Origin of the sequence: Modestobacter sp. NPDC049651 (assembly GCF_040659695.1) — a bacterium.
Taxonomy (GTDB): Bacteria; Actinomycetota; Actinomycetes; order Mycobacteriales; family Geodermatophilaceae; genus Modestobacter.
In genome coordinates, this window is record NZ_JBFAOG010000027.1 from 17,124 (window position 1) to 28,257 (window position 11,134).

Consider the following 11,134-nt stretch of genomic DNA (forward strand, 5'->3'; position numbering starts at 1 on the left):
CCCGCCCGCCCGCGGGGCCACAGCCGGAACCGTGGCCCCGCGGGAGGCGGGTCAGGGCAGCCCGGGGAGCAGCTTGTCCAGCGTCACCGGCAGCGAGCGCACCCGGACGCCGGTCGCGTGGTGGACGGCGTTGACGACGGCGGCCGCGGTGCCGGTGATGCCGATCTCGCCGATGCCCTTGCTGCCCATCGCGTTCACGTACGGGTCGTGCTCGTCGAGCCAGTGCGCCTCGATCGAGCCGACGTCGGCGTTGACGGTGATGTGGTACTCGGCGAGGTCGTGGTTGGCGACCTGGCCGATCCGGGTGTCGAAGACGCTGTTCTCGTGCAGCGCCATGGACATCCCCATGGTCATGCCGCCGATCAGCTGCGACCGCGCCGTCCGCGGGTTGATGATCCGCCCCGCAGCGAACACGCCGAGCAGCCGGGGCAGCCGGATCTCGCCGGTGTCGGCGTTCACCCGCACCTCGGCGAACTGGGCGCCGAAGGCGTAGGCGGAGTGCTCCTCGTCGCTCGACGCCTGGTCGACGTCGCCGGTCGCCTCGTCGCCGGGCTGCGGGTCGGTGCCGAACTTGCTGCGGAACTCACGCGCCGCGACGGTGATCGCCGAGCCCCAGGTGTTGGTGCCCGACGAGCCGCCGGCCACCGAGGCGATCGGGTAGCGGGTGTCGCCGATCCGCACCTCGACGTCGTCGACGTCCACGCCGAGCGCGTCGGCGGCGATCTGCGGCAGCACCGTCCAGGCGCCGGTGCCGAGGTCCGCGGCGCCGATCTCGGTGACGTAGCGGCCGTCCTCGAAGCGGATGGCGGCGGTCGACTGCGCCTGGCGCATGGTCGGGTAGACCGAGGACGCGACGCCGTACCCGACGAACCAGTCGCCCTCGCGGCGGCGCCCGGGGCCGCGGTCGGCCCAGCCGAACCGCTGCGCGCCCTCGCGGAGGCACTCGACCAGGTGCCGGCTGGACCACGGCTGCTTGGTCTCCGGGTCGACGTCGGGCTCGTTGATGATGCGCAGCTGCACCGGGTCGATGCCCAGCTCCTCGGCGAGCTCGTCGAGCGCCACCTCGGGGCCGAACATGCCCGGGCACTCGCCGGGCGCGCGCATCCACGAGGGGATCGGCACGTCGAGGGCGGCCAGCCGGTGCGTCGTCCGCCGGGTGGGGGAGGCGTACGTCATCCGGGTCGGCACCCCGGTCTGCTCCGCGAACTCCTTGATCTTCGACGTCTGCTCGACCACGTCCAGCGCGATGGCCTGCAGCCGGCCGGACCGGTCGGCGCCGAGCTGCATCCGCTGGATGGTGGGCGTGCGGTAGCCGGCGAGGAAGAACATCTGCTGCCGGGTGAGCGCGAGCTTCACCGGGCGGCCGGGCAGCGCGCGGGCGGCCATCGTGACGAGCATGACGTTGGCGTGCGGGGTGCCCTTCGACCCGAAGCCGCCGCCGACGTACGGGCAGACGACCCGCACCTGCTCCTCCTCGAGGCCGAACACCTCGCTGACGGCGGCGCGGTCGGGGTGCACGCCCTGGGTGGAGTCCCAGAGGGTGAGCGGGACGTCGGCGGCCGGGTCCCAGAGCGCGGTCGTGGCGTGCGGCTCGATCGGGTTGTTGTGCAGCATCTGCGTCTCGTAGACGTGGTCGACCGTCACCGCCGCCGAGCGCAGCGCCGCCTCGACGTCGCCCTCCTCGGTGTCCGTCTCGTACGACGGGTTGATCTTCTCCGGCTTGTAGAGGTCGGGCCGGTCGCTGCGCAGCTCGCTGTCGTGCGGCTGCTCGTCGTAGGTGACGGTGATCGAGTCGGCCGCCTGCCGGGCCAGCTCGGAGGTCTCGGCGACCACCACGCCGATCAGCTGACCGCGGAAGGCGACGTCCGGCGACTGCAGGACGGCGAACTCCGCGTCGTCCGTGGAGGCGAGCCGTTCCGCATCGAAGGGCGTGAGGACGACGAGCACCCCGTCGAGCGCCTCCGCGGCGGCGGTGTCCATCGCCGTCACCCGGCCGCGGGCGACGGTCGCCTGCACCGGGTGGGCGAACGCCGGGTGCTCGACCGGCGTCTCGTAGGCGTAGGTGGCGGTGCCGCGCACCTTCTGCTCGCCGTCCCGGCGGACCAGCGCCTGCCCGATCGCGCGGGGTTCGAGGAGATCGGTCATCGGGTGCCTCCGGTGAGCTCGCGCAGGGTGGCGACGGCGGTGCGGGCGACGAGCGGGATCTTGAAGCCGTTGCCGCCGCCCTCGCCGGGCTGCGGCTGGGCGGCGGCGAGCTCGGCGTCCATCGCGGCACGGACGGCGTCGTCGGTGAGCTGCTGGCCGCGCAGCACCTCCTCGGCGCGGGTGGCCCGCCACGGCTTGTGCGCGACGCCGCCGAGGGCGATGCGCACGCTGCTGTTCTCAGGACCGTCGCCGCTGACCACGGCCGCGACGCTGACCAGCGCGAACGCGTAGGACGCCCGGTCGCGGACCTTGCGGTAGGCGCTGCGGGTGCCGGCGGGGAGGGCCGGGAGGTCGATCGCGGTGACCAGCTCGCCGTGGGCCAGGGTGGTGTCCTTCGACGGGTCGTCGCCGGGCAGCCTGTGCAGCTCGGTGAACGGGATGGTGCGGGCGCCGTCGGGGCCCTCGACCTGCACCAGCGCGTCGAGCGCGGCCAGCGCCACGGCCATGTCGGAGGGGTGGCTGGCGATGCAGGTCTCCGGTGCGGTCGGGTCGGGCAGCGCGGCCGTCGTCCCCAGGACCGCGTGGTAGCGGGTGTAGCCGCCGACGGCGGAGCACCCCGACCCCGGTTCGCGCTTGTTGCAGGGCGTGGTGACGTCCTGGAAGTAGACGCAGCGGGTGCGCTGCAGCGGGTTGCCGCCGGTGGTGGCCATGTTGCGGAGCTGGCCGGTGGCGCCGGCGAGCAGCGCCTGGGCGAGCACCGGGTACCGCTCGCGGACGCGGCGGTCGGCGGCGACCTCGCTGTTGGTGGAGGCGGCGCCGAGGCGCAGGCCGCCGTCCGGGAGGTCGGTGATCTCGCGGGAGGTGAGGGTGCGGACGTCGACGACGAGGTCGGGGGTGGCGACGCCGAGCTTGAGGTGGTCGACGAGGTTGGTGCCGCCGGCGAGGAAGACCGAGTTGGGCTCGGCGGCGGCGTCGCGGACCGCCTCGGCGACGTTCCCGGGGGAGGCGTAGGCGAAGGGCTTCATCGCGCGCTGCCTGCGTCCTGGACCGCGGGGGTGATGTGCTCGTAGGCGCCGCAGCGGCAGAGGTTGCCGCTCATCCGCTCGGAGACCTCGTCGCGGGAGAGCTCGACGTCGCCGGTGAGGTCCTCGGTCACGTGGCTGGGCCAGCCGCGGTCGACCTCCTGCAGGACGCCGACCGCCGAGCAGATCTGCCCGGGGGTGCAGTAGCCGCACTGGAAGGCGTCGCGCTCGAGGAAGGCCCGCTGGACCGGGTGCAGCTCGCCGTCGCGGGCGAGGCCGTCGGCGGTGGTGACCTCCGCGCCGTCGTGGGCGACCGCGAGGGCCAGGCAGCTCAGCGACCGCTCGCCGTCCAGCAGGACCGTGCAGGCCCCGCACTGGCCGTGGTCGCATCCCTTCTTCGGGCTGGTGTTGCCGAGCCGCTCGCGCATCAGGTCGAGCAGCGTGGTGCGGGTGTCGACGGTCAGCTGGTGCTGCTCGCCGTCCACGCGCAGGGTGATCTCCGCGTCCATGCCGCGCAGGTGCCCGCCGTGACGGTTGCGCCAAACCACCTCGTGCGAGGCTCGCCGGGTGACCTCGGTGCGCTGGCTGACCTCTCCCGACGACGTGCCCCCGGCGCTGCGGGCGGAGCTGACCGCGGTGTGGCGGGACGTCGCCAACGCCGGGGGAGCGGTCGGGTTCGCCCAGCAGCTCCCCGTGTCCGACGACGTGGTCCGCCCGGTGCTGGACGCGACGGTCGAGGCGCCGGGCAACCAGCTGCTCGTCGCCGAGCGGGACGGGGAGGTCGCCGGGTGGCTGGTGCTCACGACCAACCAGGAGCCGGTGTTCGCCCACTGGGCGGGGGTCGGCCGCGTCATGACGTCGCTGGCGGCGCGCGGCACCGGCGCGGCGCGGGCGCTGATGACCGAGGTGGCCCGGGCGGCCAGGGACGACCTCGGCCTGGACTGGTTGCGGATCACGGTGCGCGGCGGCGCAGGCTTGGAGCCGTTCTACGAGCAGTTCGGCTGGCAGGTCACCGGCCGCTGGCCCGGCGCCGTGGCGGTGACCCCCGACGACCGCCGCGACGAGGTGCTGATGAGCCTGGCACTCCGGTCAGTCGGCGGGCTCGTCGACCCAGTCGGGGCCGTTGACCTCGCCGGGGCCGGCCAGGTCGGCGGAGTCGATGATCGTGTACGCGTAGCCCTGCTCGGCGAGGAACCGCTGGCGGTGCGCGGCGTACTCGGCGTCCAGGGTGTCGCGGCTGACCACGGTGTAGAAGTGCGCCTGCCGGCCGTCGGCCTTGGGCCGCAGCACGCGTCCCAGCCGCTGCGCCTCCTCCTGCCGGGACCCGAAGGTGCCCGACACCTGGACGGCGACGGCGGCCTCGGGGAGGTCGATGGAGAAGTTGGCGACCTTGGAGACGACGAGCGTCTTGATCTCGCCGGCGCGGAAGGCGTCGAAGAGCCGCTCGCGCTCCTTGTTGCGCGTCTTGCCCTCGATCACCGGGGCGTCCAGGGCGCGGCCGAGCTCGTCGAGCTGGTCGAGGTAGGCGCCGATGACCAGCTTCTGCTCGTCGGGGTGCCGGTCGAGGATGCGGCGGATCGCCGGCATCTTCGACGTCGCGGTGGCCGCGATCCGGTACCGCTCCTCGGGCTCGGCGACCGCGTAGGTCATCCGCTCCTCGTCGTCGAGCGCGACGCGGACCTCGACGCACTCGGCCGGGGCGATGTAGCCCTGCGCCTCGATGTCGCGCCACGGGGCGTCGTACCGCTTGGGGCCGATGAGCGAGAAGACGTCGTCCTCGCGGCCGTCCTCGCGCACCAGCGTGGCGGTGAGCCCGAGCCGACGGCGGGACTGCAGGTCGGCGGTGAGCCGGAAGATCGGGGCGGGGAGCAGGTGGACCTCGTCGTAGACGATGAGGCCCCAGTCCTGCGCGTCGAACAGGTCGAGGTGCTTGTACTCACCGCCGCGGCGGGTGGTGATCACCTGGTAGGTGGCGATGGTGACCGGGCGGATCTCCTTGCGCTCGCCGGAGTACTCGCCGATCTCCTCCTCGGTCAGGGAGGTGCGGTTGACCAGCTCGCGCTTCCACTGCCGGCCGGAGACGGTGTTGGTGACCAGGATCAGCGTGGTCGCCTTGGCCTCGGCCATCGCCGCCGCGCCCACCAGCGTCTTGCCGGCGCCGCAGGGGAGGACGACGACGCCCGAGCCGCCCTGCCAGAAGCCCTCGACGGCGGCCTGCTGGTAGTCGCGCAGCTGCCACCCCTCCTGGTCCAGGAAGATCGGGTGGGCCTGGCCGTCGACGTAGCCGGCGAGGTCCTCGGCGGGCCAGCCGACCTTGAGCAGCGCCTGCTTGAGCCGGCCGCGCTCGGACGGGTGGACGACGACGGTGTCCTCGTCGATCCGCTCGCCCAGCATCGGGGCGACCTTCTTGCTGCGGACCACTTCGGCGAGCACGGCCTTGTCGGTGGTGGTGAGCACCAGGCCGTGCACCGGGTTGTTGGCCAGGGTGAGCCGGCCGTAGCGGTCCATCGTGTCCGCGACGTCGACCAGGAGGGCGTGCGGCACCGGGTAGCGGGAGTAGCGCACCAGGGCGTCGACGACCTGCTCGGCGTCGTGGCCGGCCGCGCGGGCGTTCCACAGCGCGAGCGGCGTCACCCGGTAGGTGTGCACGTGCTCGGGCGAGCGCTCGAGCTCGGCGAACGGCGCGATGGCCGCCCGGCACTCACGGGCCAGCGGGTGGTCGACCTCGAGCAGCAGGGTCTTGTCCGACTGGACGATGAGCGGGCCGTCGTTCACGCGCACTCTTCCTTCGGTTCGGCGAGCGGGGGAGGCGCGCAGACGAGTCGCGCGCCGGACTGCCAAAGGTAACGCCGCCCGGGGACGGGTCCTTCCGCTCCGGCCGGGCTCGTCGACGTGACCTGCGCGGCTGCGCGGGGGTCCGGCCGCTCGGCCCGGTGCGTCAGCGGCGGCCGAAGGCGGCGTAGGCGAGCGGTCCGAACGGCTGGACGACGCAGCCGAGCGCCCACAGCACCTTGCGGCCGCGGACCTGCCCGGCCGGTCGCCGGGCGAGGTCGGTGAGCGCTGCCGCCGTCATCGCCAGCTCGGCGGCACCGCCCACGACGATGGCGGACCGCTGCGCACGGGTGAGTTCGCTCCAACTCGTCTTCTGTCGGGCCATGGCCGGACTCTAGGCCGCGTCGGTGCGCCGACCGGCCCCGTCCGCCCGCGGCCCGGCACTGACCTCGCATCAGAACGGCGGCGGGTCGTCGAGCGGCGGCGGGGGGTGCCGGCCCGGACCCCGGCTCGGGCGGTGGGGCGGGTGCCCGGACGCGCATGCCCGGTGGCCGGGTGGTGCGCGTGACCCCGGACGGGGTGGTGACGGTGAGCATGCCGTCGGGTGTCATGGTGAACCGCCAGCCGGGGGCGAAGGTCTTGAGCCGGTGGTGCGACCGGCAGAGGCAGCACAGGTTGGTGCAGTCGGTGCGTCCGCCGCAGGAGTGGGCGAGGACGTGGTCCAGGTCCGCCCAGCCGACGCGTTGGCCGCAGTTGGGGAACCGGCAGCGCCGGTCGCGGGTGGTGACGAACGCCCGCTGCTTGGCGGTGGGCCCGTAGGCCTCGGTCTCCGGCGGCGGCCCGAGCACCGCGCACCCGCAGGCGGTGTCCTCACCCGGGTGGTCGGGGCAACCGCGGCGGACCAGTCGCTCCAGCTCCGCCGCAGTCACGGTGGCCAGGAGATCCCCGTCAGGGCCGGTGATCGCGAAGCTCAGCGACCCACCCTCCGGTGCGGTCAGCCCCAGCGCACCGACCCGGGCGAGCAGTTCCCGCAGGTGGGCGGCGGTGATCACCAGCCCGTTGACCTCCCCCGGGGTGCTGCGGCGATCCTCGAGCGCCGCCAGATCGGCCATGACGGTGAGACGAACGGTGACCGCCGCCACCCCGTCACCGCGCAGCCGGCGGAACCACGCGGCGTACACCTCGGTGCGGATGACTCCGATCGGCCGCTTGTCCCCGGCCCGTTTGGCCGCCTGCGCCAGCTCGTCGATGAACGCGTAGTCGACCACCGCCTCATCGGTCGGCAGGTCCGCTACCAGCTGGGTCCGGCCGTCCAGCGGGGAGGGACGCAGCGTCACATCGGCGGTCTCGGCGGCCCGCTTCCGGCGTTCGGCCGCGGACACCGGGTCGAGCTCCTGCAACAGCGTGGTCGCCCGCTTCTCCAGCGCCCACGCCGACAGGTCGCGAGCGAGGGGCAGCAGCGCGTCCTCGACCCGGCCGGCGACGTCGGGGGTCGCGTGCTCCAGCACCTCGGCGAGCACGATCGCCCGTCGGTCGTCCAGCTCGCCGCGCTGCAACAGGGCGAACGTCGCCGGCAGCTTGTCCCGCCAGGTCAACGCATGCGCGAGCCGGTGCGCCGCGGTGCCCCGGCCCACGTTGAGCACCATCGACAGCTCGGCGGTGAAGAACTCACTCACCCCCTCGGCGGCGTCGGGCAGCCACCCCGGCCGCCGGGCACCCGGGTGCTCCGGCGGTGGATCGGCCGAGGCCGGCCGCTGCCCGGCCAGCTGCAGCACCAGGTCCGCCTCGTACGCGGTGTCCACCGCCCGGCGGGCCTGCAGCCGCTGCAACTCCGCGGCCGCCTCCTCCGGCGACAACCACGCAGCCGGCAACCGGGTCGGCTCGACCGGATGGTCGACCACCCAGTCGACGAGCACCCCTTCGAGAGTGCTCGACCCCGCCGTCCGCGTCATGGGTCGAACATACGATCGACCACCGACAATTCCGGGGTCGCCGGACCGACCAGGCGGAGCGCGCCACCGCTACGGTCCCCGCATGCTCGACCACCTCGGGGTCCAGGTCGCCGATGTCGAGGCGTCCCTGGCCTTCTACCTGCAGGTCTTCGGCCCGTTGGGCGTCCAGGAGTCACGGCGCATCCCGGTCGGCGACACCTCGATCGTCGGCCTCGCCGGCCCGGACGGGATCCCCGACTTCTGGCTCAGCCCGGCGCCGCACGGGGAGACGCGCGAGCTGCACGTCGGCTTCGCCGCCCCGGACCGGGCCGCGGTCGACGCCGTCCACGCGGCGGCCGTGGCGGCCGGCGTCGAGGTGCTGCACGCACCCCGGGAGTGGCCGGAGTACCACCCGGGCTACTACGGGGTGTTCCTCCGCGACCCCGACGGCCACAACGTCGAGGCCGTCCACCACGGCTTCCCCGGCTGAGCCGGAGTCAGCGGGCGGCGTCGTCCGGGTCGACCAGCGCCACCGAGGTGATCCGGTGGACGGCGAACGTGCGGGTCTCGCCGCGCCCCTCGTCGAACCCCTGCAGGAAGCCGCCCACCAGCGACACCGGCTGCACGATGCGCTGGCTGCCGCTGCCCTGCGCGTCGACGTAGCCCAGCCAGATCGGCAGGCTGTCGCGCACCGCCCGGGACAGCAGCTCCAGCGTGTTCGCCGTCGTCACGCCGGGCACCTGCCGCACGGGCTCGGTGCGGCGGGCGGCGAGCGCGGCGTCGCCGGCGCGGATCTCGCGGACCGTGGCCGCGACGTCGTCCGGCGACATCGGCCGCGGACCGGCCGGGGCGGTGCCCCCGGGGCGGCGACCCAGCGCCCGCGCGGGCTGCGCGGGCCGGGTCAGCACGGCGCCGCCCGCGTTCTCCCCGGCCGGGGCGTACCCGGCGGCGCGCAGCACGCCGAGCACCTCCTCCGGCGGCAGGCCGCTGATCAGCACCCCCGGCGCCAGCCGGCGCAGCTCGGCCCCCGCGGTGCGCCGGTCGCCGAGCACCTGCGACACCAGCCCGTGGTCGTCGGAGCGCACGTAGCACTCGATCGCGCCCACCCGGAGCCGGCCGTGCTGCCGCGCCACGTCGTCCACCAGGTAGTCCAGCGACTGCGGCACCGGGGTGCGCGACGCCCGGGCGAAGAAGTCGTGCAGGTCGGCGGCCGACCAGCCGGCGTCCAGCGCCCGGCGGACGCTCGACTCGGTGACCCGGTAGACCGTCGCGCCGCCGGAGGACTCGACGTCCGCGACCACGGCGAGGGTCCCGGCCAGGTCGGCGACCAGCGGACCGGGCGCGACCAGGGTGAGGTCCGGCTGGGCGAGCACGTGGTCGAGCGGCTCGGGAAGCAGCCCGCGCATGCCGTCGGAGGCGCCGTCCTCACCGTCGGCCAGCAGCCCGCGGCCGCCGGTCGAGAGCACCCCGGCCACGGCGATGCCGAGCCGTTCGGCCTCCGCGAGCAGCGCCGGCACCGGCGCCAGCCGGTCGGCACGCCGCGGCGTGCGCCAGCGCAGCAGTGCGACCAGCTCGTCGGCGAGCAGGCCCTGCCCGGGCGGGAACTCGGCGAGCACGTCCAGCGCCGAGCGGCGCAGGGCCGGGGCGGTCTGCCGGACGACGTCGGGGGACAGCACGTTGACCGCCTTGCCGGCGACGTCGCGCTGGCCGACCAGCGAGATCAGCCGGGGCGTGGTCAGCCAGCCGTCGGCGAGCACCGCCCAGCGGTCGGGGAGGTCCTGCTCGCGCCAGGCGTCGTAGCCGCGGGTGGGCAGCCACTCGTCGCGCTGGGCGCCACCGACGTCCAGCAGCCCGGCGGCGTGCGCGACCTCGACCAGGAAGGCGACGTCGTCCTCACCGACCCGCAGCTCCTTGGCCAGCCGCTTCTGGTCCCGGACGCCGAGCCCGCCGCTGCGGAGCAGCCCGGCCGGCTCCTCCTCCAGCGCGGTCAGCAGGTCGCTGACCCGGCCGAGCACCTCCAGCGCGGCGCCGGCGGCCTGCCGGTCGACGACGGCGGGGTCGCGCTGGGTGAGCGCCGGCTCCGGGCGCGACCGGGGCGGGCCGAGCGGGGAGTCACCGCGCAGGGCCAGCCCCAGCTCCCGGGGGAGCTCGACGTTGATCGCGTCGATCCGCGCCAGCAGGCCGGCCTGCAGCAGCCGGCGGGCCGGACCGGTCGAGCCGGACGTCGAGTCGGGCAGGTGGCCGACCGGGCGCTCGCCGGCCAGCCGCTCCAGCACCCCCCGCTCGTCGTCGGGCAGCGCGGCGAGGACCGCCGGGAGGTCGGCGGGCAGCTTCAGCCGCAGGTCCGCGGCCCGGCGGCCCAGGCCCGCGGGGTAGCGGACGGCGCGGCGCACCGGCTCGGGGGCGTGCAGCTCGTCGTCGCCCCACAGCAGCGCGCGGGCCTGCAGCGTCTCGACGGCCTCGTCGACCACCTCGACGGGCACCTCCGGCAGCAGCCCGGGCAGGTCGGCGCGCGGGAGCCCGTCGGTGGCCGACAGCAGCACGGCGTCGAGCACCTGCAGCGTGGCGGCGTCCAGCTCGTCGAGCGCGCGGTCGACCGACACCGGGACGGCGAGGCGGGTGGCCAGGCCCACGACGTCGGAGGGGGCGGGGCGGGCGACGTCCGGACGGGCCGCGAGCAGCGCACCCAGCTGCTCGTCCGAGCGGGTGCGCAGCCAGGCGGCCAGGCTGGTGGGGGCGTCCGGAGGCATCCGGATCACGTTACGTCCCGCCCCGGCCACGCGCCCCGGGCGGTGGGGGAGCCCGGGAACCGACCCCGTCGGGCGACACGTTGCGGGAGATGCTGCGTGTCCGGAGAGGCCGGCACGGGAAGATGAGCAGCGATGCACCCGGCGTCCCCGCCGGACCGCACCCGAACTGGAGGCGAGATGGCCAAGTCCAAGGAGAAGCACGCGCACCTGGTGGAACCCACCTGGGGTCGCGAGACCAACGGTGAGCCGCCGGTGACCGAGCTGGTCAGCGAGATGGCGGGCGGGCTGTCGCCGTTCGGCGAGGACCACGAGTTCCCGCTGCCGCCGTCCCGGCTGCGCTACGCGCACCCCACGGACAAGCCCAACCGCGCCGGCTACATGGCGGGCGAGGGCCGCTGACCCGCGGAGGAGTGGATCCGCGACTTCGGCACCGGCTACACCTCGATCGGGCAGCTCCGGTCGATCCCCGTGGACACGGTGAAGATCGACCGCAGCTTCGTCGCGGCGGACGACC

Annotated in this window: 9 protein-coding genes and 1 pseudogene; 4 read left to right on the forward strand and 6 right to left on the reverse strand. The window is 74.8% G+C overall.

The window, feature by feature from the left end; translation table 11 throughout:
• Positions 1–51 precede the first annotated feature (51 nt).
• From AB0J00_RS21695 to AB0J00_RS21705, 3 genes are read right to left on the reverse strand one after another with little or no spacing between them, the layout of a single operon-like run.
• Entirely contained in the window at positions 52–2,145 is a 2,094-nt protein-coding gene (locus tag AB0J00_RS21695; RefSeq protein WP_357749130.1) for a xanthine dehydrogenase family protein molybdopterin-binding subunit, read from the reverse strand.
• Positions 2,142–3,170 (reverse strand): xanthine dehydrogenase family protein subunit M, encoded by a 1,029-nt coding sequence (locus AB0J00_RS21700; RefSeq protein WP_357749133.1) that lies wholly within the window; start codon positions 3,168–3,170, stop codon positions 2,142–2,144. The genes AB0J00_RS21695 and AB0J00_RS21700 overlap by 4 nt, the downstream gene beginning before the upstream one ends.
• A complete protein-coding gene (locus AB0J00_RS21705) occupies positions 3,167–4,021 on the reverse strand; it encodes a 2Fe-2S iron-sulfur cluster-binding protein (RefSeq protein ID WP_357749136.1) in 855 nt (284 codons plus the stop codon). Before AB0J00_RS21705 ends, AB0J00_RS21700 begins: the two co-directional genes overlap by 4 nt.
• Here AB0J00_RS21705 and AB0J00_RS21710 point away from each other — a divergent pair.
• Positions 3,921–4,127 (forward strand): annotated as a pseudogene (locus AB0J00_RS21710) (GNAT family N-acetyltransferase); the annotation flags it as partial. The gene AB0J00_RS21705 and the pseudogene AB0J00_RS21710 sit on opposite strands and share 101 nt — an antisense overlap.
• A 129-nt stretch (positions 4,128–4,256) precedes the next feature.
• On the opposite strand, the gene AB0J00_RS21715 reads toward AB0J00_RS21710, so the two are convergent.
• Together AB0J00_RS21715 and AB0J00_RS21720 are read right to left on the reverse strand one after the other, a co-directional pair.
• Entirely contained in the window at positions 4,257–5,942 is a 1,686-nt protein-coding gene (locus AB0J00_RS21715) for a DNA repair helicase XPB (protein WP_357749139.1), read from the reverse strand.
• 163 nt (positions 5,943–6,105) lie between these two features.
• Entirely contained in the window at positions 6,106–6,324 is a 219-nt protein-coding gene (locus tag AB0J00_RS21720) for a PLDc N-terminal domain-containing protein (RefSeq protein WP_357749142.1), read from the reverse strand.
• Positions 6,325–7,973: 1,649 nt separating this feature from the next.
• Between AB0J00_RS21720 and AB0J00_RS21725 the strand changes: the two genes are divergently transcribed.
• Complete coding sequence (locus AB0J00_RS21725; RefSeq protein WP_357749145.1) at positions 7,974–8,360, forward strand: VOC family protein; 387 nt, start codon at positions 7,974–7,976, stop codon at positions 8,358–8,360.
• Between the two features lie 7 nt (positions 8,361–8,367).
• Here the strand turns inward: AB0J00_RS21725 and AB0J00_RS21730 are convergent, their stop codons facing one another.
• On the reverse strand, positions 8,368–10,620 hold the full coding sequence (locus AB0J00_RS21730) for a helicase C-terminal domain-containing protein (RefSeq protein ID WP_357749148.1): 2,253 nt from the start codon (positions 10,618–10,620) through the stop codon (positions 8,368–8,370).
• A 177-nt stretch (positions 10,621–10,797) separates the two neighbouring features.
• On the opposite strand from AB0J00_RS21730, the gene AB0J00_RS21735 reads away from it, so the two are divergent.
• Positions 10,798–11,019: a hypothetical protein gene (locus AB0J00_RS21735; RefSeq protein WP_357749151.1), complete on the forward strand. Its 222-nt coding sequence runs from the start codon at positions 10,798–10,800 to the stop codon at positions 11,017–11,019.
• Positions 11,020–11,034: 15 nt separating this feature from the next.
• A partial coding sequence (locus tag AB0J00_RS21740; protein ID WP_357749154.1) for an EAL domain-containing protein occupies positions 11,035–11,134 on the forward strand: 100 nt, incomplete at its 3' end.

Coding starts and splice junctions, on each gene's coding strand:
- AB0J00_RS21730 (WP_357749148.1), bottom strand. CDS start 10,620: ATGCCTCCGGACGCCCCCACCAGCCTGGCCGCCTGGCTGCGCACCCGC.
- AB0J00_RS21725 (WP_357749145.1), top strand. CDS start 7,974: ATGCTCGACCACCTCGGGGTCCAGGTCGCCGATGTCGAGGCGTCCCTG.
- AB0J00_RS21735 (WP_357749151.1), top strand. CDS start 10,798: ATGGCCAAGTCCAAGGAGAAGCACGCGCACCTGGTGGAACCCACCTGG.
- AB0J00_RS21695 (WP_357749130.1), bottom strand. CDS start 2,145: ATGACCGATCTCCTCGAACCCCGCGCGATCGGGCAGGCGCTGGTCCGC.
- AB0J00_RS21720 (WP_357749142.1), bottom strand. CDS start 6,324: ATGGCCCGACAGAAGACGAGTTGGAGCGAACTCACCCGTGCGCAGCGG.
- AB0J00_RS21705 (WP_357749136.1), bottom strand. CDS start 4,021: ATGACGCGGCCGACCCCCGCCCAGTGGGCGAACACCGGCTCCTGGTTG.
- AB0J00_RS21700 (WP_357749133.1), bottom strand. CDS start 3,170: ATGAAGCCCTTCGCCTACGCCTCCCCCGGGAACGTCGCCGAGGCGGTC.